The organism is Enterobacter cloacae complex sp. IR5422, assembly GCF_049238165.1.
Taxonomy (GTDB): domain Bacteria; phylum Pseudomonadota; class Gammaproteobacteria; order Enterobacterales; family Enterobacteriaceae; genus Enterobacter; species Enterobacter roggenkampii.
This window is the reverse complement of sequence record NZ_JBMKHT010000014.1, coordinates 68,587-89,784: the sequence shown is the minus strand read 5'-3', so window position 1 is coordinate 89,784 and position 21,198 is coordinate 68,587. Positions and strand designations below refer to the sequence as shown.

The following is a 21,198-nucleotide window of genomic DNA, read 5'->3' as shown; positions in this document are numbered from 1 at the left end:
GGAGCTTAAAGATGTTAGATTTGGATAATATTGTCGCAGACGAAACCGTCGAGAACGATCTCGAAGAAGTGGTGATGGGGCTTATCATCAACTCCGGGCAGGCCCGCAGCCTGGCCTACGCCGCGCTGAAGCAGGCCAAGCAGGGGGATTTTGCCGCGGCGAAAACCATGATGGAACAGTCGCGCACGGCGCTGAACGAAGCGCACCTGGTGCAGACAAAGCTGATTGAAAGCGATCAGGGCGAAGGGAAGATGAAGGTCAGCCTGGTGCTGGTCCACGCGCAGGATCACCTGATGACCTCGATGCTGGCACGCGAGCTGGTGGCGGAGCTTATTGAGCTTCACGAGAAGATGCAGTAAGTCAGACTGAGTAGCAGGAGGTCAGCACGATGGAAATTAAAACCGCACTTGAACAGCAGCTGTTTAATGGCAAAAATTTTCACGTGGTTATCTACAACAAAACGGAGAGCGCCAGCGGTCTGCATCAGCATGACTACTACGAGTTCACGATTGTTCTGACCGGCCGCTACTACCAGGAGATCAACGGTAAGCGCGTTCTGCTTGAACGAGGGGATTTTGTCTTCCTGCCGATGGGATCTTATCACCAGAGCTTTTACGAATTTGGTGCCACCCGTATTCTGAATGTGGGCGTCAGCAGACGTTTTTTCGAGAAGCACTATCTGCCGCTGGTGCCGTTCTGCTTTGTGGCCTCCCAGGTTTATCGCGTCAAAAACGAGTTCATGACCTGGATTGAAACGGTTATCGCCTCGCTTAACTTCCGCGACAATGAATTTGATGAGTTTATTGAAACGGTGACCTTCTACGTGATGAACCGGCTGCGCCATCATCGTGAAGAGCAGCAGGTGACGGATGATATTCCGCAATGGCTGCGCAGCACCGTTGAGCTGATGCACGATAAAAGCCAGTTCAGCGAAAATGCGCTGGAAAATATGGTCTCTCTGTCGGGCAAATCCCAGGAATATCTAACCCGCGCGACGCAGCGTTATTACCGTAAAACGCCCGTGCAAATTATTAATGAAATCCGCATTAATTTTGCTAAAAAACAGCTGGAAATTACCAACTATTCTGTCACCGATATTGCATACGAGTCAGGATACAGCAGCCCCAGCCTGTTTATTAAAACCTTTAAGAAATTGACGTCATTCACACCGAACAGTTACCGGAAAAATTTGACGGTAATTAATTAACTGTCGGCGGATTACCCGCCACGAATATTGCTTTAATGGCTTGCCCAAATAGCGGGAAGAGCACGCTATACCTTGCAGGCGATTAACCTGATACGCTAAGGGAGATATTATGCAGAAGAAATTAAAAGTCGTAACCATTGGTGGCGGCAGCAGCTATACCCCGGAATTACTCGAAGGTTTCCTGAAACGTTATCATGAATTACCGGTCAGCGAATTATGGCTGGTGGACGTTGAGGAAGGTCAGGAGAAGCTGAATATTATTTTCGACCTGTGCAAGCGCATGGTGGAAAAAGCGGGCGTGCCTCTGGCCGTGCATAAAACCCTCGATCGTCGTCTGGCGCTGAAAGATGCGGATTTCGTCACCACCCAGCTGCGCGTCGGCCAGCTGAAGGCGCGTGAGCTGGACGAGCGTATTCCCCTGAGCCACGGGTATCTGGGGCAGGAGACCAACGGCGCGGGCGGCCTGTTTAAAGGCCTGCGCACCATCCCGGTCATTTTCGACATCGTCAAAGACGTGCAGGAGATCTGCCCGAACGCGTGGGTCATTAACTTCACCAACCCGGCCGGTATGGTGACCGAGGCGGTCTATCGTCATACCGGCTTCAAACGTTTTATCGGCGTCTGCAACATTCCGATCGGCATGAAGATGTTTATCCGCGACGTGCTGGCGCTGACCGACAGCGACGATCTCTCCATCGATCTGTTCGGCCTGAACCACATGGTGTTTATTAAAGATGTCATCGTGAACGGGGAATCGCGCTTTGCCGAGCTTCTCGACGGCGTGGCCTCCGGTCGTCTGACGGCGGCATCGGTGAAAAACATCTTTGACCTGCCGTTCAGCGAAGGGCTGATCCGCTCGCTGAATCTGCTGCCTTGCTCGTACCTGCTTTACTACTTCAAGCAGAAAGAGATGCTGGCCATCGAAATGGGCGAGTATTATAAGGGCGGCGCGCGTGCGCAGATCGTTCAGAAGGTCGAAAAGCAGCTGTTCGATTTGTATAAAGACCCGAACCTGAACGTCAAACCGAAAGAGCTGGAGCAGCGCGGCGGGGCCTACTACTCCGATGCGGCGTGTGAAGTGATCAACGCCATCTACAACGACAAGCAGGCGGAGCACTATGTCAACGCCCCGCATCACGGCCATGTCGACAATATTCCGGCTGACTGGGCCGTCGAAATGACCTGCATCCTGGGGCGCGAGGGGGCTAAACCGCATCCCCGTATCACCCACTTCGATGACAAGGTCATGGGGCTGATTCATACCATCAAAGGCTTTGAAGTGGCAGCAAGCAACGCGGCGCTGAGCGGGGAACTCAATGACGTGCTGCTGGCCCTGAATCTCAGCCCGCTGGTGCATTCTGACCGCGACGCGGAGCAGCTGGCCAGCGAGATGATTCTGGCGCATGAAAAATGGCTGCCGAACTTTGCCGCCACGATCGAGAAGCTGAAGTTCAAACAGCAATAAGAGGGCGCACAATGGAAAACCTGCTGATCGTTAATGCTGATGATTTTGGTCTCTCGAAAGGTCAGAACTACGGCATTATTGAAGCCTGCCGCCGGGGGGTTGTGACCTCTACAACGGCCCTGGTTAACGCTCAGGCGGTTGAACACGCGGCGCAGCTGAGCCGCGAGGTGCCAGAGCTGGGCGTCGGCATGCATTTTGTGCTGACGCTCGGGATGCCGCTTTCGCCAATGCCGGGCCTGACGCGCGACGGCCAGCTGGGTAAATGGATTTGGGAACGGGCGGAGCAGGGTGCTCTGCCGCTCGAAGAGATTGCCCGCGAGCTGGAGTGCCAGTTCAACCGCTTCGTTGATGTGTTTGGTCAGGCGCCGACGCATATCGACAGCCATCACCACGTGCATATGATCCCAGCAATTTTCCCTGTTGTCGCCGGGTTTGCGCAGCGCAAAGGCGTGGCGATGCGCGTGGATCGCGAGGTGCACGGATTGCCGGACTGCGCTGTTACATCCACTGAGGGGTTCAGTAGCGCGTTTTACGGAGAAGAGATCAGCGAAGCGCTGTTCCTGAAGGTGCTGGATGATTCCGCTGCCCGCGGTGAAACCTCGGTGGAAGTGATGGCGCATCCTGCCTTTGTCGATAACACCGTGCGTAAAAGTGCCTACTGCTGGCCGCGGCTGGCGGAGCTGGACGTGCTGACGTCGGCCTCGCTGAAATACGCGATTGCCGAACGCGGGTATCGGTTGGGGACGTTCAGGGAGCTGTAAGAGTTGCCGGGTGGCGGCTTCGCCTTACCCGGCCTACGAACGACCTGCTAACTCTTGTAGGCCCGGTAAGGCGAAGCCGCCACCGGGCTTTTTTTACGCCGGAATCTGATCGACCTTGCTGCTTCGCGACCAGACGCGGTGCGCGGCGAGCAAATCAAACAGCTTCGTCATGAAGGCATCGTCAATGTTATCTCCCTCGACAATGCCGTCCTCACCCTGATCGGCCACCTTCAGTTGCGCTTTAAACTGTCGCGCGTCGCCGGACAGCGCGATCGGTTTCAGGTGCTTATAGGCTTCCAGCAGATAATAGACGGCGTCGCCGTTGGTCAGCAGACTGGCAAGATCTCCGCCCGGCACAATCACCGCATCGACGGTGAGCGATGGCGCACCGGCAAAGGTCGCCGCGACCGGCAGCACAGAGCCATCGTCGGCCGTCACTTCACCCATGCGGGAATAGAGCAGTTTGGCATGCACGCCCTGGGTTTTTAGCGCCTGCATGATCCCCAGCACGTCGCTGGCGCGGGTTTTGTCGTTCAGCAGAATGGCAACCACGCGGCCTTTAATCGAGCCGCCCGGCACCGCATACAGGCTCAGCGACGGATCTTTCTTCACGCCGTTAACCTCTTTCGGCGGAGCGAGGTTACGCTGCTCGTCGGTCAGCGTAATGCCCAGGTTATCCGCAACGCTCTGGGCAAGCTGAACATCAATATGCGCCAGCTGATCGACCACGCGCTCGCGGATGTAGGTGCGCACCACTTTACTCAGCTCAAAGCTGAAGCCGCCGATGATGTGCTGTTGCTCAATCGGCGTCTGGCTGTTCCAGAACAGGCGAGGGTGGGCGTAATACTCGCCGAACGAGGGGCTGCGCTCGCGAATTTTATTGCCATCGATACGCTCCTGATAGGATTCAAATCCACCGCGTTTCGGTCCGGGAGGCGTTTCACGCGGCCAGTTATCGTTGATGGAGTTCGGCTCATAGTTCGCCGGGTTGGTATCAATATCCTGACGGTGCATCCCGTCGCGCTGGAAGTTGTGGTACGGGCAGGTTGGGCGGTTGATCGGTATCTCGTGGAAGTTCGGCCCGCCAAGACGGCTGATCTGCGTATCGGTATAGGAGAACAGGCGTCCCTGCAGGAGCGGATCGTTGGTGAAGTCCAGCCCCGGCACGATATGCCCCGGGTGGAACGCGGCCTGCTCGTTTTCGGCAAAGAAGTTATCCGGGTTGCGGTTGAGCACCATTTTACCCACCAGCTGCACCGGTACCAGCTCTTCCGGGATTAGCTTCGTCGGGTCCAGAAGGTCGAAATCGAACTTAAATTCGTCCTCTTCCGGGATGAGCTGCAGGCCCAGCTCGTATTCCGGGAAGTCGCCCGCTTCAATGGATTCCCACAGCTCGCGGCGATGGAAGTCCGGATCGCGCCCGGTCAGCTTCTGCGCCTCGTCCCACACCAGCGAGGCTTTACCCGCCACCGGCTTCCAGTGGAAACGGACAAACGTGGCTTTCCCCTCGGCGTTGATCATCCGGAAGGTATGGATGCCAAACCCCTCCATGGTGCGGTAGCTGCGGGGGATCCCGCGGTCTGACATCGCCCACATCACGTTGTGTAAGGTTTCAGGCTGCAGGGAGACATAGTCCCAGAAGGTGTCGTGCGCACTTTGTCCCTGCGGTATGGCCCAGTGGGGCTCCGGTTTTACCGCATGGACAAAGTCAGGAAATTTATGCGCGTCCTGAATGAAAAACACCGGCGTGTTATTGCCGACCAGATCGAAAATCCCCTCTTCGGTATAAAACTTGGTGGCAAAGCCGCGGATATCCCGGACGGTGTCTGCCGAACCTGCGCCGCCCTGCACGGTGGAGAAACGCACAAATACCGGGGTAATTTTATCCGGGTCGGAGAGGAAGTCCGCTTTGGTGATCGCCTTCAGGCTCTTGTAGGGCTGAAAATAGCCGTGCGCAGCGGAACCGCGTGCGTGGACGATGCGTTCCGGTATCCGCTCGTGGTCAAAATGGGTGATTTTTTCCCGCAGAATGAAGTCTTCCAGCAGGGTTGGCCCGCGCGAGCCTGCGCGAAGTGAGTTCTGATCGTCAGCAATGCGCACGCCCTGATTGGTGGTGAGCGCAAAACCTTCGCCGCCTTTACGGTGTGGCTCAAGCGATTTCAGCTTATCGTTTCCCGTATCCGGGGATTTCATGCTTCCCGGTGCGGTAGGCTGTTCGCCTGGTGCGGAAGGGCCCGGGGAGGGGCGGTGAGAGCCGTCAGAAGGGGCGAGAGAGTCCATGCCCGGTTGAGATTCTTCAGTGCCATGAATCGGTGATTGATGTGTTTTATCTTTGTTCGACATTGCACGCTTCTCCTTTATCCATTGCTAAAAACCCTATTAAGGATAGAACAATGTCGTGACATGGCTCGCGAACTAAGAGTTTTCACATGCCAGCATTAACGAAAGGAGCCATCTCACCCACTCGGAGCGCGACGGAAGGCAGCAGGATCGGCTATCATAGAATTTTCCTGCTTCAAGAATTTGCTTTAGTGAATCCGTCGCTTATGAAACCTCTTCGTCAACAAAACCGCCAGGTTATTAGCTATGTGCCCCGCGTTGAGCCCGCGCCGCCAGACCATGCCCTGAAAGTGGAGGGTTTTCGCGATGTGTGGCAGTTACGGGGGAAATACGTGGCCTTTGTGCTGATCGGCGAACATTTCCGTCGCTCTCCCACCTTTACGGTGCCGGAGTCCGCACAGCGGTGGGCGATGCAGATCCGCCAGGATGAAGAGGTTGAAGAATAACAGCCATAAAAAAACCGCCTGTTGGCGGTTTTTTTATATCTACAGCGATTAACGATGCGCCAGTTCGGCGTCGTCTTCACTTTCCAGAATCGCTTTGTCGGTCTGCTTCAGCCACTGGCTGGTCAGCGTACCGGCGGTCATGGAGCCGCTGACGTTCAGCGCGGTACGGCCCATGTCGATCAGCGGCTCAACGGAGATCAGCAGCGCGACAAGCGTCACAGGCAGGCCCAGCGCAGGCAGCACAATCAGCGCGGCGAAGGTTGCGCCACCGCCAACGCCCGCAACGCCTGCGGAGCTTACGGTGACAATCCCGACCAGCGTGGCGATCCAGACCGGATCCAGCGGGTTAATGCCGACTGTAGGAGCAACCATTACCGCCAGCATCGCCGGGTACAGACCCGCACAGCCGTTCTGACCAATGGTGGCACCAAAGGAGGCAGAGAAGCTGGCGATGGATTCAGGCACGCCCAGACGACGAGTCTGTGCTTCAACGTTCAGCGGAATAGACGCGGCGCTGGAACGGCTGGTGAAGGCAAAGGTCAGTACCGGCCAGACCTTACGGAAGTATTTCAGCGGGCTGACGCCGTTCACGCCCAGCAGGATGCCGTGCACCACAAACATAATGCCCAGGCCCAGGTAAGAGGCGACAACGAAGCTGCCCAGCTTAATGATGTCCTGCAAGTTAGAGCCGGCAACCACTTTGGTCATCAGCGCCAGCACGCCGTAAGGGGTGAGCTGCATGACCAGACGAACCAGCTTCATCACCCAGCTTTGCAGGGTATCAATCGCGGTCAGCACGCGTTCGCCTTTTGGCGCATCGTCTTTCAGCAGCTTCAGCGCCGCCACGCCCAGGAACGCGGCGAAAATAACCACGCTGATGATGGAGGTTGGGCTCGCACCGGTCAGGTCAGCAAACGGGTTCTTCGGAATGAAGGAGAGCACCATCTGCGGCACGGTCAGGTCAGCCACTTTACCGACGTAGTTGGTCTGAATTGCGGTCAGACGCGCCGTTTCAGCGGTACCCTGAACCAGACCCTCTGCGGTCAGGCCAAACAGGTTAGTGACCAGCACACCCACCAGCGCGGCAATCAGCGTGGTGAACAGTAGCGTACCAATGGTCAGGAAACTGATTTTTCCCAACTGGGTCGCGTTATGCAGGCGGGCAACGGCGCTCAGAATAGAGGCGAATACCAGCGGCATAACGATCATCTGCAGCAGCTGAACATAGCCGTTACCGACAATGTTGAACCACTGAATGGAATCTTTCAGTACTGGATTATCGGAGCCATAAATAGCCTGTAATGCCAGACCAAATACGACACCCATGGCCAGACCAACCAGCACCTTTTTCGCCAGGCTCCACTGTTTATGGCGCGCCTGCGCGAGAAGCAATAGCAATACAACGAACACAACGACGTTCGCGATGAGTGGAAAATTCATCCCCGTTCTCCTGATTTATTATCGGGTCGGTTTTTACCGATCCTGTTGGCGGAAGGTTAGCAGAAGTGTGATGTCGCGCTTATATCCAAATGGAATGGGTTATGACAAATGGGATAGTTTTGTTGGTTTACTGTTCAATCTGGTGGTGAATAAAGCGATTGAACTGAAATTGTAGCGAATTAATCATCTGGGAAGACCAGCGGACTGCACTGTTTTCGGGCAACGTTTGCGGCATCCAGACGGCGTAAGCAAACAGCGCCATGCACAAGACGCGCTCAAGCTGGTTCCCTTTCTGCGGTGCCAGGATAGGAAAACGGAAGCGCCAGCGGCAGGGCCACAGCAGCGGTACGCCCGCGGGCGTCAGCATATCGGCCAGAATATGGCTCAGATAGCCCAGCACCATCCCCTGGATGGCATCACCGGGGACGATCCAGCTTTCGGGCACTTTTAAATAGAAAAGCGTCAGCAGGCCAAACACGGCCAGCAGGCTGTGCGTAAACCCCCGGTGGCCGAACGCGCGAGCGATGGGTTTCGACACCCACTTCAGGCGCTGTCCGAGGAAGGACTTGGGATGGTCAATGTCGGGCAGCAGACAGGTCAAAACGGCGGAAGGGACGATATGCCACCAGTCCCCCTGTGCCAGCACGGGGGTGAGTTCAGCGTTTTTGGCAAATACTGCGCACGCGATAGAAAAAAGCAGGTGGCCTTCCGCCGTCATGATAAAACCCATAAAACTGTCAATTCATACAGTATAGGGTTTTTATACAGTAGGCGGAAGAGGTGACGGTGTAACTGTTTGTCACAAACCGGAGGAGGGGCTTAACCGCCCCGCAGGTGATGCGCCGTGAGTTCTGCCAGTGAAATCAGCTTCGCATCGGCAAGGGCAAACCGGGGATCGTGGCGGCCTTCTTCCGCAGGCACCACAATGGAGCGCATACGCGCGGCTTTAGACGCTATCATGCCGTTAACGGAATCTTCCAGCGCAACGCAGTTGAGGGGATCCACGCCGAGCTTAGCGGCACAGTCGAGATAGACCTGCGGGTGCGGCTTGCTGTAAGGCAATTTCTCAGCAGACGCCAGCGCGTCGAAACTGTCGCGCAGTTCAAACATGATGAGCACTTTTTCCAGCATATGCAGCGGTGACGCCGAGGCCAGGCCGACCTTGAGCCCCTGGGCTTTACACAGCGCGACGGCCTCACGTACGCCGGGCAGCAGCGGCTTGCTCTCTTCTACCAGCGAAATGGCGCGACTGATAATGCGCGCAGTCACTTCATCACGACCCGGTCCAGCCCACGGCTGTTGGGCAAACCACAGGTCAACCACCATATCGATGCGCAGGCCCAGCGTATCGGGAAGTTCATTCCGGCGGCTGATGTCCACGCCCAGGCTGGCCATGACCTCCAGTTCGGCGCGATCCCACAACGGTTCGGAATCGATCAGTAATCCATCCATGTCAAAAATTGCGGCAAGAATTTGGCGCGGTGTCGACATCACAACGTCTCCTTATCCAGGGTGTTCGACAGACGATAAGTGCTAAGCACACTCTGCAATTTAGCATATTGCTTTTAAAGAGCGGGCGAAATTGATGACCAGCAGGTAGACTTAGGCACAAATAACGCGTCTTTATGAAGAGGAACTGATGACGTATCAACAAGCTGGACGCATTGCGGTCTTAAAACGTATTGCTGGCTGGGTGATTTTTATTCCTGCCGTCATTTCTACGCTGATTTCTGTACTCAAATTTATGTACGATCACAGCGAAAAACAGCCGGGTATCAATGCGGTTATGCTTGATTTTGCGCATGTGATGATTGAGATGATGCGTTTTAATACGCCATTCTTGAATGTCTTCTGGTTTAACTCACCGACCCCGGATTTTCAGCATCAGCTGAATATCGGCTTTTGGGTGATCTACGCCCTGATCTTTGTTGCGCTGGCGCTGCAGGCCTCTGGCGCGCGAATGAGCCGTCAGACGCGCTTCTTACGCGAGGGCGTCGAGGACCAGCTCATTCTGGAGCAGGCCAAAGGCCCGGAAGGCATGAGCCGGGAGCAGATTGAATCCCGCATTGTTGTGCCGCGCCACACCATTTTCCTGCAAATCTTCCCGCTCTATATCCTTCCCGTGATTATCATTGTGGCAGGATACTTCTTCTTCTCACTGCTCGGTTTTCTGTAACCGATACGGGTGGCGGCAAAGCCACCCGTCCGCGTCTCAGGCGGCAAGCATGCGCTCAAGCGCCCGCTGGGCGTTAACCAGGTGTTCCCCACCAAAAAGTATGGCGCGGTTCATCAGCGTATAAAGCTGATACACCGGTTGACGCTCGAGGAAGCCGGGCGGCAGGGGGGAAACCGACTGATACCCGTCGTATATCTGCGGCGGTTGTTCTGGGTGCAGCGGCAGCATGGCAAGATCGCACTCACGGTCGCCCCAGTAGCAGGCCGGGTCGAAGATATAGGGGCCGTTGGGCCCCAGCGCGCAGTTATCGGACCACAAATCACCGTGGAGCAGAGACGCCTGAGGCTGGTGGGAGGCCAGACGCTGCTGCACGTGTTCGACGATGGCATCAATATTGCCAAATTCCAGGCCTTTCTCGGCGGCAAGCTCAAGCTGCCAGCCAATGCGCTGCTCGGCAAAAAACGTCGACCAGCGGCGCTGCCAGGCATTGGGCTGTGGCGTGGTGGAGAGATCGTTGTCAAAATCCAGGCCAAACTGCGGCTGGTCGCTCCACTGATGGAGGCGCGCTAGCTGCTGGCCAAGAATGAAAGCGTTATGGGCATCCAGCGGACGGGCGGGGAGATATTCCATGACCAGAAAACTGTAATCGCGGTCGCTACCGACGGCCAGAACCTGCGGGACCGTCACCGTTTTACTGCGCGACAGCAGCTCCAGCTGATCGGCTTCGGCGGTAAATATCGGAAGCAGCTCGCGTTCATCGCATTTTACGAAGAGATCGCGCCCTGCGTAGCGTAAATGCCACGCGGCGTGGATCTCTCCGCCTGGCAGTTCGTTACGCAGTTCAATTTCACCTTCACCCAGCTGCTCCCTTAAAAGATGACTGATAGCCTGCCACATGTTGACTCTCCCATGTTGTCTGCCAGATCATAAAGTTAGCGCATTATTGCGGTAAAAAAATACGAACTAACGCACACCTGAGCGGTTTAATTTCATACAGGGCACTTATTGTTCTTTTTTCTGCCAGCTTTCCCAGGTGTCGACGTCAATTTCGGCTGGCTTGTCGGTCACACTTTCCACCAGGCTGGCGGCCAGCGCATGGACCTCTTCTTTATTAAGCGCGCCGATCAGGCCAAATGTCAGAGTGCCTAAATCATGAATATTGCCTTCGTCATCCGTCAGGGTGAGGAGAAAATTAGCCCGGGTGAAGGCATTGTTGAGCTCATTTAGCTCGGTAAGCGATGCCTCATGAAGGTTGACGGTTACGACATAACGAGTGATGTCACCACTGCTCATAATTCACCTCATTGTTATCATGGAAGTTTTCTTAGCATAGTCGATAGTTTGCGTTTGGCGACTCGGGGATGACGTTCCCCTTCATGCAGATGAAGGGGAACAGACGTTAATTTCGGGACAGGTAATCGACGATTTTTTGCGTATCGGCCAGCGAACAGAGGCGCGTGCCCTGGTTGATGGTGGCGGCGCTACCCGCCGCCACGCCGTAGCGCGTCATCTCCAGCAGTGACGCACCCTGCGCAAGTTTAAGCGTCATCGCACCCACCATGCTGTCACCCGCGCCAACCGTGCTCTGGCTCTTCATCGGCGGTGGAACAACCTGAACGGACGACGTTTCATCGACGGCCAGTGCCCCCTGCGGACCGAGGGAAACCACCACGCGTCGCGCTTTGCCACTGCGTACCAGCTCCTGCGCGGCGGTGCGCACATCGTCAGGCTGCGTCAGTTCGCGGTTGACCAGCGCGCTTAGCTCTTTCTGGTTGGGTTTGACCAGCTCAAGATTGCCCGGCACTAAGGCCGCTTGCAGGGCCTCGCCGCTGCTGTCGACGATGCAGCGAATACCGCGTTGCTGCGCCGCCTGAATCAGCGCGGTTAATTTTTCCGTGCTGACGCCGGGCGGCAGGCTGCCGCTGACCACCAGCAGCGCGCCGCTTTCTATCGTCAGCACTTTCTCTTCAAGCTGACGAAACTCGTCATCGGTGAGTTTCGCGCCCGGCATGACAAACCGGTACTGCTCGCCGCTGGATTCCACGTGAACATGCAGGTTTTGCCGCGTCCAGTCTTTCGCCTCGACGGTCTCTACGGCCACCTGTTCATCTGCCAGCAGGGAGACCAGATGTTCACCGGTAGCACCGCCTGCGGGGAAAATGGCCGTGGCTTTGCCGCCGAGGTGGGTAATGGCGCGCGCCACGTTGATACCGCCACCGCCGGGCTCAAAGACCGGGGCGCTACAGCGCAATTTACCTTCCGGATAAATCTGCGGCGTCAGGGTGGCGGAATCAAGGGAAGGGGAGAGCGTCAGGGTGTAGATAGAAACCATCATTACCTCCTTTTAGCATGGGTTCCTTTTAGTCTGGCACCATTTGTCAGGAAGGCAATCTAAATAACAGTATGATTTTAAATATGAATAGTGAATAAAAGTGAGGCCGGAGACATATAAAATAAAACGCTTTTTGGGATCGTTCTTATTCAAAAAATGAAATAAGAAAACATTGCTATGTTATTTGCGGCTTTTTATAATTTGTTACCTTTCTCTGGACGCCTTGTCATTGATCCTCAAGAAAGATTCCGGGACCGTGTGGTCTCTTTTTTTGTTGTACGGACTCCTTAATAAAATGAAGCTTTTAAAGACAGTGCCCGCTGCACTGATGCTGGCGGGTGGCGTGTTTGCGGCTATGAACGCGACCGCCGATGATTCCGTTTTTACTGTCATGGACGATCCCTCCACCGCGAAAAAACCGTTTGAAGGTAACCTGAACGCGGGGTACCTGGCACAATCCGGTAACACCAAAAGCTCTTCTCTGACGGCGGACAGTACGCTCACCTGGTACGGTAATACCACCGCCTGGTCTCTGTGGGGTAATGCCAGCAATACGTCCGCTAATGACGAACGCTCTTCCGAGAAATATGCGGTAGGCGGACGTAGCCGTTACAACATGACCGACTATGACTACCTGTTTGGTCAGGCAAGCTGGTTAACCGACCGTTACAACGGTTATCGCCAGCGTGACGTGTTCACGGCGGGTTATGGTCGTCAGTTCCTGAACGGTCCGGTACACAGCCTCCGTTTTGAATTCGGTCCCGGTGTGCGTTATGACGAGTACACCAATGGCGATACCAAAACTCAACCGCTCGGTTACGCTTCTGGTACCTATGCCTGGCAGATGACTGATAACACCAAATTTACACAGGGTGTTTCTGTATTTGGTGCCGACGACACGACGCTGAACTCTGAGACGGCGCTCAACGTGGCCATCAACGAACACTTTGGTCTGAAAGTCGCCTACAACGTGACCTGGAACTCTTCACCACCAGAGTCTGCACCGGATCATACCGACCGCAGAACCACGGTTTCACTGGGTTATAGAATGTAATGAAGACGGGCCGATGATCATGTCGGCCCGTTTATTCTCTCTGATCTTGTGACGTCCCTTCTGATGAGCTGTACTCGCCCCTAACCCCAAATCATCGCCGCCCAACGGAGTAACAGCATTGCGCCGCAGATGGCAATCAGCACCAGCACCATTTTCCAGTGTTTTACGGCAAATCGTTTTGTTGGCATAACCTAATCCTTGTTCGTTGATATCCACAGTCTACCAAACAGGGCCTGAATATGCCCCTTCGCAGGAACGATTGGGTTATGCCAGCGTAGGGGGCGGTTCAGAACCAGTGGAATCGTTCGGCGAGAATCAACAATAAACCTGTGGCGGAAAGGATGTTCAATATCACAACCGTTCTACTGGATACGTTCATGGTATGCACCTTTGGGTTTAAAGACCTGTTCAAGAGTAGCCCTGCATTTCTAAATTGCGAGCGCCGGGAATATGCAACCTGCAAATTCATGCGAAAGTGCCAGCACATCAATCTGCCAGCAGAGGGTGCAATCTCCCTTTTGTTAGTGTTAACATTGCAAGGCTTGCCGTATATCCGGCGTTGTCTGATTTTCCGGCAGGTGAATGATGACGAACCAATTTGACGATTGTTGGTCAGATGGTGTCGTAATCTATTGTCAAATCACGATTATTTTCTTTGTATATGCTCTTATGTGTGGGGCATCACTGCAAATAAGGATATAAAATGCCTGTAATTACTCTTCCTGATGGCAGCCAACGCCATTTCGACCGCGCTGTTAGCCCAATGGATGTTGCCCTGGACATCGGTCCTGGTCTCGCGAAAGCGACCATCGCCGGCCGTGTCAACGGTGAGCTGGTGGATGCCTCCGATCTGATCGAAAACGATGCGACACTGGCCATCATCACCGCAAAAGATGAAGAAGGTCTGGAGATCATTCGTCACTCCTGCGCGCACCTGTTGGGCCATGCCATCAAACAGCTGTGGCCAAACACCAAAATGGCGATCGGTCCGGTTATCGATAATGGTTTCTACTACGACGTTGACCTTGACCATACCCTGACTCAGGAAGATATCGACGCGCTCGAAAAACGTATGCACGAGCTCGCCGAAACGAACTATGACGTCATCAAGAAGAAAGTCAGCTGGCATGAAGCGCGTGAAACCTTCGTGAAGCGCGGCGAGAGCTATAAGGTCTCGATTCTTGACGAAAACATTTCGCATGATGACAAGCCTGGCTTGTACCATCACGAAGAATACGTCGACATGTGCCGTGGACCGCACGTGCCGAACATGCGCTTCTGTCATCACTTTAAGCTGATGAAGATCGCAGGCGCCTACTGGCGCGGCGACAGCAACAACAAGATGTTGCAGCGTATCTATGGTACCGCATGGGCCGATAAAAAAGCCCTGAACGCTTACCTGCTGCGCCTGGAAGAGGCGGCGAAGCGTGACCACCGTAAAATCGGCAAGCAGCTTGACCTGTACCACATGCAGGAAGAAGCGCCGGGTATGGTGTTCTGGCATAACGACGGCTGGACCATCTTCCGTGAACTGGAAACCTTCGTACGCTCCAAGCTGAAAGAGTACCAGTATCAGGAAGTGAAAGGCCCGTTCATGATGGACCGTGTGCTGTGGGAAAAAACCGGCCACTGGGACAACTACAAGGATGCGATGTTCACCACCTCGTCTGAGAACCGTGAATACTGCATCAAGCCAATGAACTGCCCGGGCCACGTTCAGATCTTCAACCAGGGTCTGAAATCCTACCGCGACCTGCCGCTGCGTATGGCGGAGTTCGGTAGCTGCCACCGTAACGAGCCATCAGGTGCGCTGCACGGTCTGATGCGCGTGCGTGGCTTTACGCAGGATGATGCGCATATCTTCTGTACCGAAGATCAGGTCCGTGATGAAGTTAACGCCTGTATTCGTATGGTCTACGATATGTACAGCACCTTTGGCTTCGAGAAGATCGTGGTCAAACTCTCAACGCGTCCGGAAAAACGTATCGGTAGCGATGAGACCTGGGATCGCGCAGAAGCGGATCTCGCCGTGGCGCTGGAAGAGAACGGCATTCCGTTCGAATACCAGCTGGGCGAGGGCGCATTCTACGGTCCGAAAATTGAATTTACCCTGTATGACTGCCTCGATCGCGCATGGCAGTGCGGTACTGTACAGCTGGACTTCTCCCTGCCGCAGCGTTTAAGCGCCTCTTATGTTGGCGAAGACAACGAGCGTCAGGTGCCGGTAATGATTCACCGCGCCATTCTCGGTTCTCTGGAGCGCTTCATCGGCATCCTGACCGAAGAGTTCGCCGGCTTCTTCCCAACCTGGCTTGCGCCGGTGCAGGTGGTGGTGATGAACATTACCGATTCTCAGGCAGATTACGTTAAAGAATTGACGCAGAAACTACAAAATGCGGGCATTCGCGTAAAAGCAGACTTGAGAAATGAGAAGATTGGCTTTAAAATCCGCGAGCACACTTTACGTCGTGTCCCGTATATGTTGGTCTGTGGTGATAAAGAGGTGGAAGCAGGCAAAGTTGCCGTTCGCACCCGCCGTGGTAAAGACTTGGGCAGCCTGGACGTAAGTGAAGTGATTGAGAAGCTGCAACAAGAGATTCGCAGCCGCAGTCTTCAACAACTGGAGGAATAAGGTATTAAAGGCGGAAAACGAGTTCAAACGGCACGTCCGAATCGTATCAATGGCGAGATTCGCGCCCAGGAAGTTCGCTTAACAGGTCTGGAAGGCGAGCAGCTGGGGATTGTGAGTCTGAGAGAAGCAATCGAAAAGGCTGAAGAAGCTGGAGTAGATTTAGTTGAAATCAGCCCTAACGCCGAACCGCCAGTTTGTCGTATCATGGACTACGGCAAGTTCCTTTATGAAAAGAGTAAGTCTTCTAAGGAACAGAAGAAGAAGCAAAAAGTTATCCAGGTTAAGGAAATCAAATTCCGTCCTGGTACCGACGATGGCGATTATCAGGTAAAACTCCGCAGCCTGATTCGCTTTCTGGAAGATGGCGATAGGGCCAAGATCACACTGCGTTTCCGCGGTCGTGAGATGGCCCACCAACAGATTGGTATGGAAGTGCTTAACCGCGTCCGTGACGATTTGAGTGAACTGGCAGTAGTCGAATCCTTCCCTACGAAGATCGAAGGCCGCCAGATGATCATGGTGCTCGCTCCTAAGAAGAAACAGTAAGGCCTTCAAGCAGCAAAATCTGTGGAGCCTTCGGGTTTCATAGGTTTTGTTCGCCTATGTTTCGTTTATTTAACAATGCGAAGTGGAAGTTATTAAAATGCCAAAAATTAAGACCGTACGCGGTGCTGCTAAGCGCTTCAAAAAAACCGGTAAAGGTGGTTTTAAGCACAAGCACGCTAACCTGCGTCACATTCTGACTAAGAAAGCTACCAAGCGTAAACGTCACCTGCGTCCAAAAGCCATGGTTTCTAAAGGCGATCTGGGCCTGGTCATCGCGTGCCTGCCGTACGCATAAGTCGTTTCGTTTAACTTTTTTAACTTAGAATAGATACAGGAGAGCACACATGGCTCGCGTAAAACGTGGTGTAATTGCACGTGCACGTCACAAGAAAATTTTGAAACAAGCTAAAGGCTACTACGGTGCGCGTTCACGCGTATACCGCGTTGCCTTCCAGGCTGTTATCAAAGCAGGTCAGTACGCTTACCGTGACCGTCGTCAGCGTAAGCGTCAGTTCCGTCAACTGTGGATTGCGCGTATCAACGCAGCAGCACGTCAGAACGGTATTTCTTACAGCAAATTCATCAACGGCCTGAAAAAAGCCTCTGTTGAAATCGACCGTAAGATCCTGGCTGACATCGCAGTATTCGACAAAGTAGCGTTCACCGCTCTGGTCGAAAAAGCGAAAGCAGCACTGGCATAAGCCAGTTGAGAGAGGGGGCCTGGCTCCCTCTTTTCATATAACCCTGTAAGAAGATTGACATTTACCCGTGCAGGCTTTTCAATAAGGTCTCAACGGTTTTTACCCAACAAGGTAACGCAAGCATGAATGCTGCTATTTTCCGCTTCTTCTTTTACTTTAGCACCTGACTTCAGGAGGCTAGCGCGTGAAAGATGAAACGAAAAACAGCGCCAGATAAGCCTCCCGATGGAGGCTTTTTTTGTGCCTGAATTTGAGAGAATAACTCCACCAAATCGGTGTCTGCACCGACATAATGAGGAAAATCATGTCACATCTCGCAGAGCTGGTTGCCAGTGCAACAGCCGCCATTAATCAGGCCTCAGATGTTGCCGCGTTAGACAATGTCCGCGTCGAATATCTTGGGAAGAAAGGGCACCTGACCCTTCAAATGACAACCCTGCGTGAGCTGCCGCCAGAAGAGCGCCCGGCAGCGGGGGCGGTGATTAACGAAGCCAAAGAGCAGGTACAGCAGGCGCTGAACGCACGCAAAGCCGACCTGGAAAGCGCGGTGCTGAATGCGCGTCTGGCCGCAGAGACGATCGACGTTTCTCTGCCGGGTCGCCGCATCGAGAACGGCGGTCTGCACCCGGTTACCCGCACCATCGATCGCATTGAAAGTTTCTTCGGTGAGCTCGGCTTTACCGTGGCGACTGGCCCGGAAATTGAAGATGATTACCACAACTTCGATGCTCTGAACATTCCTGGCCATCATCCGGCACGCGCTGACCACGACACTTTCTGGTTCGACGCGACGCGTCTGCTGCGTACCCAGACCTCCGGCGTTCAGATCCGTACCATGAAGGATCAGGCGCCGCCAATCCGTATTATCGCGCCGGGCCGCGTCTATCGTAACGACTACGATCAGACCCACACCCCAATGTTCCACCAGATGGAAGGTCTGATTGTTGATAAAAACATCAGCTTCACCAACCTGAAAGGCACGCTGCACGATTTCCTGAACAACTTCTTTGAGGAAGATCTGCAGGTTCGTTTCCGTCCGTCCTACTTCCCATTCACCGAACCGTCTGCGGAAGTTGACGTGATGGGCAAAAACGGCAAATGGCTGGAAGTGCTGGGCTGCGGCATGGTGCATCCAAACGTCCTGCGCAACGTGGGTATCGATCCGGAAGTTTACTCCGGCTTCGCCTTCGGTATGGGCATGGAGCGTCTGACCATGCTGCGCTATGGCGTCACCGACTTACGTGCATTCTTCGAAAACGATCTGCGTTTCCTCAAACAGTTTAAATAAGGGCAGGACAGAACAATGAAATTCAGTGAACTGTGGTTACGCGAGTGGGTGAACACCACGCTGGACAGCGACGCGCTTTCTAACCAGATCACCATGGCAGGTCTGGAAGTGGACGGCGTTGAGCCGGTTTCAGGGGCATTCAACGGCGTGGTCGTCGGCGAAGTGGTAGAGTGCGGTCAGCACCCTAACGCGGACAAACTACGCGTAACAAAAGTAAACGTAGGCGGTGACCGTCTGCTGGATATCGTCTGCGGTGCGCCAAACTGCCGCCAGGGGCTGAAAGTGGCCGTGGCGACCGTCGGTGCGGTACTGCCGGGCGATTTCAAAATCAAAGCGGCTAAGCTGCGCGGCGAGCCGTCTGAAGGCATGCTGTGTTCCTTCTCCGAGCTGGGTATTTCCGACGATCACAACGGCATCATTGAGCTGCCGCTGGATGCGCCAATCGGCACCGACATCCGCGAATACCTGAAGCTTGATGACAACACCATCGAAATCAGCGTCACGCCAAACCGCGCTGACTGCTTAGGGATCATCGGCGTGGCGCGCGACGTTGCCGTGCTGAACCAGACCGCGCTGAACGCGCCGGAGATCGCCCCGGTTGAAGCGACCATCAGTGACGTGCTGCCTATCCAGGTTGACGCTGCGGATGCCTGCCCGCGCTACCTCGGTCGCGTGGTGAAAGGCATCAACGTGAAAGCGCCAACCCCGCTGTGGATGAAAGAGAAGCTGCGCCGCTGCGGTATCCGCTCTATCGATGCCGTGGTTGACGTGACTAACTACGTTCTGCTGGAACTGGGCCAGCCAATGCACGCCTTCGATAAAGATCGTATCGAAGGCGGTATTGTGGTGCGCATGGCGAAAGAGGGCGAAACCCTCGTTCTGCTGGACGGCACCGAAGCGAAACTGAACGCCGACACCCTGGTGATTGCTGACCACAGCAAAGCGCTGGCAATGGGCGGTATCTTCGGAGGCGAGCATTCGGGCGTCAACGACGAAACGCAAAACGTCCTGCTGGAGTGCGCGTTCTTCAGCCCGCTTTCCATCACTGGTCGCGCACGCCGTCACGGACTGCACACCGATGCGTCCCACCGCTACGAGCGCGGCGTGGATCCTGCGCTGCAATACAAAGCGATGGAGCGTGCGACTCGCCTGCTGATCGACATCTGCGGCGGCGAAGCGGGCCCGGTTATCGACGTCACCAACGAAGCCACGCTGCCGAAGCGTGCGACCATCACCCTGCGTCGCAGTAAGCTGGATCGCCTGATTGGGCACCACGTTGCCGACGCGCAGGTGACCGATATTCTGAAGCGTCTGGGTTGCGACGTAACCGAAGGCCAGGACGAGTGGAAAGCCGTTGCGCCGTCATGGCGTTTCGACATGGAAATTGAAGAAGATCTGGTGGAAGAAGTGGCCCGTGTTTATGGCTACAACAACATCCCTGACGAGCCTGTGCAGGCAGGTCTGGTGATGGGCACCCACCGTGAAGCCGACCTGTCCCTGAAGCGTGTGAAAACCATGCTGAACGACAAAGGCTATCAGGAAGTGATCACCTACAGCTTTGTTGATCCAAAGCTGCAGCAGCTGATCCACCCGGGTCAGGAAGCGCTGATCCTGCCAAGCCCAATTTCCAGCGAAATGTCCGCGATGCGTCTGTCCCTGTGGACGGGGCTGCTGGGCACTATCGTTTACAACCAGAATCGCCAGCAAAACCGCGTGCGAATTTTCGAAAGCGGTTTGCGCTTTGTACCGGATAATCAGGCAAATTTAGGCATCCGTCAGGATCTCATGCTGGCTGGCGCCATCAGCGGTAACCGTTATGAAGAGCACTGGGACCTGGCAAAAGGCACGGTTGATTTCTACGATATGAAGGGCGATCTGGAAGCGATTCTGGATCTGACCGGTAAATTATCTGAAATTGAATTCCGCGCAGAAGCCATTCCGGCCCTGCATCCAGGCCAGAGCGCCGCCCTCTATTTAGACGGCAAACGCATTGGTTTTATTGGGGTTGTTCACCCTGAGCTGGAGCGTAAACTGGACCTGAATGGCCGTACCATCGTGTTTGAGCTGGAATGGAACCCGGTGGCAGACCGCGTGATTCCTCAGGCTCAGGACGTCTCCCGCTTCCCGGCAAACCGCCGTGATATCGCGGTTGTGGTCGCGGAAAATGTGCCCGCAGCAGATATTTTGGCCGAATGTAAGAAAGTTGGCGTAAATCAGGTAGTTGGCGTAAACTTATTTGACGTGTACCGCGGCAAGGGCGTAGCAGAGGGCTTTAAGAGCCTGGCTATCAGCCTGATCCTTCAGGATACCAGCCGTACACTCGAAGAAGAGGAGATTGCCGCTACCGTCGCCAAATGTGTAGAGGCATTAAAAGAGCGATTCCAGGCATCATTGAGGGATTGAACCTATGGCGCTTACAAAAGCTGAAATGTCAGAATATCTGTTTGATAAGCTTGGGCTTAGCAAACGGGATGCCAAAGAGCTGGTAGAGCTGTTTTTCGAAGAGATCCGTCGTGCTCTGGAAAATGGTGAGCAGGTAAAACTCTCCGGCTTTGGCAATTTTGATTTGCGAGATAAAAACCAACGTCCGGGCCGCAACCCGAAGACGGGGGAAGATATTCCCATTACAGCCCGCCGCGTGGTGACCTTCAGACCCGGCCAGAAGTTAAAAAGCCGTGTCGAAAACGCAACGCCCAAAGCAGAGTAATATGAACTAACTAAAAAGGCCGCCCACGCGGCCTTTTTTCTTTGCGCTCTCAGGCAAACCCGCCGTAAAATCAATTACATCTCTCGCTACGAAAACCGTAAAC

The 21,198-nt window shown here is 54.6% G+C and carries 24 protein-coding genes and 1 other annotated feature; of the genes, 15 read left to right on the top strand and 9 right to left on the bottom strand.

Features of this window, described 5'->3' with window-relative positions; genetic code table 11:
* Positions 1–11 precede the first annotated feature (11 nt).
* From chbA to chbG, 4 genes are all read left to right on the top strand, one after another.
* Positions 12–359 carry a PTS N,N'-diacetylchitobiose transporter subunit IIA gene (gene chbA / locus ACOTXT_RS09545; RefSeq protein WP_106106094.1) on the top strand — a complete coding sequence of 116 codons (348 nt, stop codon included), beginning with the start codon at positions 12–14 and terminating at the stop codon, positions 357–359.
* A 29-nt stretch (positions 360–388) separates the two neighbouring features.
* On the top strand, positions 389–1,207 hold the full coding sequence (gene chbR, locus ACOTXT_RS09540; RefSeq protein ID WP_008500673.1) for a transcriptional regulator ChbR: 819 nt from the start codon (positions 389–391) through the stop codon (positions 1,205–1,207).
* 109 nt (positions 1,208–1,316) lie between these two features.
* Positions 1,317–2,672: a 6-phospho-beta-glucosidase gene (locus tag ACOTXT_RS09535; RefSeq protein WP_333163733.1), complete on the top strand. Its 1,356-nt coding sequence runs from the start codon at positions 1,317–1,319 to the stop codon at positions 2,670–2,672.
* Between the two features lie 11 nt (positions 2,673–2,683).
* Positions 2,684–3,433 carry a chitin disaccharide deacetylase gene (gene chbG / locus ACOTXT_RS09530; protein WP_106106092.1) on the top strand — a complete coding sequence of 250 codons (750 nt, stop codon included), beginning with the start codon at positions 2,684–2,686 and terminating at the stop codon, positions 3,431–3,433.
* A 93-nt stretch (positions 3,434–3,526) separates the two neighbouring features.
* Here the strand turns inward: chbG and katE are convergent, their stop codons facing one another.
* A complete protein-coding gene (gene katE, locus ACOTXT_RS09525; RefSeq protein ID WP_106106091.1) occupies positions 3,527–5,776 on the bottom strand; it encodes a catalase HPII in 2,250 nt (749 codons plus the stop codon).
* Positions 5,777–5,943: 167 nt separating this feature from the next.
* On the opposite strand from katE, the gene cedA reads away from it, so the two are divergent.
* Positions 5,944–6,219 (top strand): cell division activator CedA, encoded by a 276-nt coding sequence (cedA, locus tag ACOTXT_RS09520; RefSeq protein ID WP_191091794.1) that lies wholly within the window; start codon positions 5,944–5,946, stop codon positions 6,217–6,219.
* Between the two features lie 48 nt (positions 6,220–6,267).
* On the opposite strand, the gene tcyP is transcribed toward cedA, so the two are convergent.
* The 3 genes from tcyP to hxpB form a co-directional block, all read right to left on the bottom strand.
* The gene (tcyP, locus tag ACOTXT_RS09515; RefSeq protein WP_008500667.1) at positions 6,268–7,659 is read right to left on the bottom strand and encodes a cystine/sulfocysteine:cation symporter; all 1,392 of its coding nucleotides are present in this window, start codon (positions 7,657–7,659) and stop codon (positions 6,268–6,270) included.
* A gap of 127 nt (positions 7,660–7,786) precedes the next feature.
* On the bottom strand, positions 7,787–8,377 hold the full coding sequence (locus tag ACOTXT_RS09510) for a metal-dependent hydrolase (protein ID WP_032644865.1): 591 nt from the start codon (positions 8,375–8,377) through the stop codon (positions 7,787–7,789).
* A 101-nt stretch (positions 8,378–8,478) separates the two neighbouring features.
* On the bottom strand, positions 8,479–9,150 hold the full coding sequence (gene hxpB, locus ACOTXT_RS09505) for a hexitol phosphatase HxpB (protein ID WP_023343934.1): 672 nt from the start codon (positions 9,148–9,150) through the stop codon (positions 8,479–8,481).
* Between the two features lie 148 nt (positions 9,151–9,298).
* On the opposite strand from hxpB, the gene ACOTXT_RS09500 reads away from it, so the two are divergent.
* On the top strand, positions 9,299–9,835 hold the full coding sequence (locus ACOTXT_RS09500) for a YniB family protein (RefSeq protein ID WP_008500663.1): 537 nt from the start codon (positions 9,299–9,301) through the stop codon (positions 9,833–9,835).
* A gap of 36 nt (positions 9,836–9,871) precedes the next feature.
* Here the strand turns inward: ACOTXT_RS09500 and ACOTXT_RS09495 are convergent, their stop codons facing one another.
* From ACOTXT_RS09495 to pfkB, 3 genes are all read right to left on the bottom strand, one after another.
* Entirely contained in the window at positions 9,872–10,732 is an 861-nt protein-coding gene (locus tag ACOTXT_RS09495; RefSeq protein ID WP_065102187.1) for a fructosamine kinase family protein, read from the bottom strand.
* A 105-nt stretch (positions 10,733–10,837) separates the two neighbouring features.
* Positions 10,838–11,128 carry a type V toxin-antitoxin system endoribonuclease antitoxin GhoS gene (gene ghoS, locus ACOTXT_RS09490; RefSeq protein ID WP_021241079.1) on the bottom strand — a complete coding sequence of 97 codons (291 nt, stop codon included), beginning with the start codon at positions 11,126–11,128 and terminating at the stop codon, positions 10,838–10,840.
* Between the two features lie 106 nt (positions 11,129–11,234).
* Entirely contained in the window at positions 11,235–12,167 is a 933-nt protein-coding gene (pfkB, locus tag ACOTXT_RS09485; protein ID WP_163340811.1) for a 6-phosphofructokinase II, read from the bottom strand.
* 295 nt (positions 12,168–12,462) lie between these two features.
* Here pfkB and ACOTXT_RS09480 point away from each other — a divergent pair, with 295 nt between their 5' ends.
* Positions 12,463–13,221: a DUF481 domain-containing protein gene (locus ACOTXT_RS09480; RefSeq protein WP_021241081.1), complete on the top strand. Its 759-nt coding sequence runs from the start codon at positions 12,463–12,465 to the stop codon at positions 13,219–13,221.
* 80 nt (positions 13,222–13,301) lie between these two features.
* Here the strand turns inward: ACOTXT_RS09480 and yniD are convergent, their stop codons facing one another.
* Both yniD and yncL read right to left on the bottom strand, forming a co-directional pair.
* Positions 13,302–13,409, bottom strand: coding sequence for a small membrane protein YniD (yniD, locus tag ACOTXT_RS09475; protein ID WP_008500658.1), 108 nt, complete (start codon positions 13,407–13,409; stop codon positions 13,302–13,304).
* Between the two features lie 98 nt (positions 13,410–13,507).
* Positions 13,508–13,600 carry a stress response membrane protein YncL gene (gene yncL / locus ACOTXT_RS09470; protein ID WP_021241082.1) on the bottom strand — a complete coding sequence of 31 codons (93 nt, stop codon included), beginning with the start codon at positions 13,598–13,600 and terminating at the stop codon, positions 13,508–13,510.
* A gap of 324 nt (positions 13,601–13,924) precedes the next feature.
* Here yncL and thrS point away from each other — a divergent pair, with 324 nt between their 5' ends.
* The 8 genes from thrS to ihfA all read left to right on the top strand — a co-directional run bounded on the left by thrS (position 13,925) and on the right by ihfA (position 21,095).
* Positions 13,925–15,853 carry a threonine--tRNA ligase gene (gene thrS, locus ACOTXT_RS09465; RefSeq protein WP_008500657.1) on the top strand — a complete coding sequence of 643 codons (1,929 nt, stop codon included), beginning with the start codon at positions 13,925–13,927 and terminating at the stop codon, positions 15,851–15,853.
* A gap of 3 nt (positions 15,854–15,856) precedes the next feature.
* Positions 15,857–16,399: a translation initiation factor IF-3 gene (gene infC, locus ACOTXT_RS09460; RefSeq protein ID WP_333163873.1), complete on the top strand. Its 543-nt coding sequence runs from the start codon at positions 15,857–15,859 to the stop codon at positions 16,397–16,399.
* Between the two features lie 97 nt (positions 16,400–16,496).
* The gene (rpmI, locus tag ACOTXT_RS09455) at positions 16,497–16,694 is read left to right on the top strand and encodes a 50S ribosomal protein L35 (RefSeq protein ID WP_001124225.1); all 198 of its coding nucleotides are present in this window, start codon (positions 16,497–16,499) and stop codon (positions 16,692–16,694) included.
* Positions 16,695–16,743: 49 nt separating this feature from the next.
* The gene (rplT, locus tag ACOTXT_RS09450; RefSeq protein ID WP_000124850.1) at positions 16,744–17,100 is read left to right on the top strand and encodes a 50S ribosomal protein L20; all 357 of its coding nucleotides are present in this window, start codon (positions 16,744–16,746) and stop codon (positions 17,098–17,100) included.
* A 117-nt stretch (positions 17,101–17,217) separates the two neighbouring features.
* Positions 17,218–17,342 (top strand) — a sequence feature (Phe leader region).
* Positions 17,223–17,267 carry a pheST operon leader peptide PheM gene (gene pheM, locus ACOTXT_RS09445; protein WP_001386830.1) on the top strand — a complete coding sequence of 15 codons (45 nt, stop codon included), beginning with the start codon at positions 17,223–17,225 and terminating at the stop codon, positions 17,265–17,267. It overlaps the preceding feature by 45 nt.
* A gap of 62 nt (positions 17,343–17,404) precedes the next feature.
* Positions 17,405–18,388, top strand: a complete 984-nt coding sequence (pheS, locus tag ACOTXT_RS09440) for a phenylalanine--tRNA ligase subunit alpha (protein WP_069598151.1) — start codon at positions 17,405–17,407, stop codon at positions 18,386–18,388.
* A 15-nt stretch (positions 18,389–18,403) separates the two neighbouring features.
* Positions 18,404–20,791, top strand: a complete 2,388-nt coding sequence (gene pheT, locus ACOTXT_RS09435; RefSeq protein WP_333163742.1) for a phenylalanine--tRNA ligase subunit beta — start codon at positions 18,404–18,406, stop codon at positions 20,789–20,791.
* A gap of 4 nt (positions 20,792–20,795) precedes the next feature.
* Positions 20,796–21,095, top strand: coding sequence for an integration host factor subunit alpha (gene ihfA / locus ACOTXT_RS09430; RefSeq protein ID WP_003857805.1), 300 nt, complete (start codon positions 20,796–20,798; stop codon positions 21,093–21,095).
* Positions 21,096–21,198: the final 103 nt, after the last annotated feature.

What these genes read in the sequence shown, in the direction of transcription:
- chbA (WP_106106094.1), top strand. Translation starts at nt 12, where the DNA reads ATGTTAGATTTGGATAATATTGTCGCAGACGAAACCGTCGAGAACGAT.
- chbR (WP_008500673.1), top strand. Translation starts at nt 389, where the DNA reads ATGGAAATTAAAACCGCACTTGAACAGCAGCTGTTTAATGGCAAAAAT.
- ACOTXT_RS09535 (WP_333163733.1), top strand. Translation starts at nt 1,317, where the DNA reads ATGCAGAAGAAATTAAAAGTCGTAACCATTGGTGGCGGCAGCAGCTAT.
- chbG (WP_106106092.1), top strand. Translation starts at nt 2,684, where the DNA reads ATGGAAAACCTGCTGATCGTTAATGCTGATGATTTTGGTCTCTCGAAA.
- katE (WP_106106091.1), bottom strand. Translation starts at nt 5,776, where the DNA reads ATGTCGAACAAAGATAAAACACATCAATCACCGATTCATGGCACTGAA.
- tcyP (WP_008500667.1), bottom strand. Translation starts at nt 7,659, where the DNA reads ATGAATTTTCCACTCATCGCGAACGTCGTTGTGTTCGTTGTATTGCTA.
- ACOTXT_RS09510 (WP_032644865.1), bottom strand. Translation starts at nt 8,377, where the DNA reads ATGACGGCGGAAGGCCACCTGCTTTTTTCTATCGCGTGCGCAGTATTT.
- hxpB (WP_023343934.1), bottom strand. Translation starts at nt 9,150, where the DNA reads ATGTCGACACCGCGCCAAATTCTTGCCGCAATTTTTGACATGGATGGA.
- ACOTXT_RS09500 (WP_008500663.1), top strand. Translation starts at nt 9,299, where the DNA reads ATGACGTATCAACAAGCTGGACGCATTGCGGTCTTAAAACGTATTGCT.
- ACOTXT_RS09495 (WP_065102187.1), bottom strand. Translation starts at nt 10,732, where the DNA reads ATGTGGCAGGCTATCAGTCATCTTTTAAGGGAGCAGCTGGGTGAAGGT.
- ghoS (WP_021241079.1), bottom strand. Translation starts at nt 11,128, where the DNA reads ATGAGCAGTGGTGACATCACTCGTTATGTCGTAACCGTCAACCTTCAT.
- pfkB (WP_163340811.1), bottom strand. Translation starts at nt 12,167, where the DNA reads ATGGTTTCTATCTACACCCTGACGCTCTCCCCTTCCCTTGATTCCGCC.
- ACOTXT_RS09480 (WP_021241081.1), top strand. Translation starts at nt 12,463, where the DNA reads ATGAAGCTTTTAAAGACAGTGCCCGCTGCACTGATGCTGGCGGGTGGC.
- yniD (WP_008500658.1), bottom strand. Translation starts at nt 13,409, where the DNA reads ATGCCAACAAAACGATTTGCCGTAAAACACTGGAAAATGGTGCTGGTG.
- yncL (WP_021241082.1), bottom strand. Translation starts at nt 13,600, where the DNA reads ATGAACGTATCCAGTAGAACGGTTGTGATATTGAACATCCTTTCCGCC.
- thrS (WP_008500657.1), top strand. Translation starts at nt 13,925, where the DNA reads ATGCCTGTAATTACTCTTCCTGATGGCAGCCAACGCCATTTCGACCGC.
- rpmI (WP_001124225.1), top strand. Translation starts at nt 16,497, where the DNA reads ATGCCAAAAATTAAGACCGTACGCGGTGCTGCTAAGCGCTTCAAAAAA.
- rplT (WP_000124850.1), top strand. Translation starts at nt 16,744, where the DNA reads ATGGCTCGCGTAAAACGTGGTGTAATTGCACGTGCACGTCACAAGAAA.
- pheS (WP_069598151.1), top strand. Translation starts at nt 17,405, where the DNA reads ATGTCACATCTCGCAGAGCTGGTTGCCAGTGCAACAGCCGCCATTAAT.
- pheT (WP_333163742.1), top strand. Translation starts at nt 18,404, where the DNA reads ATGAAATTCAGTGAACTGTGGTTACGCGAGTGGGTGAACACCACGCTG.
- ihfA (WP_003857805.1), top strand. Translation starts at nt 20,796, where the DNA reads ATGGCGCTTACAAAAGCTGAAATGTCAGAATATCTGTTTGATAAGCTT.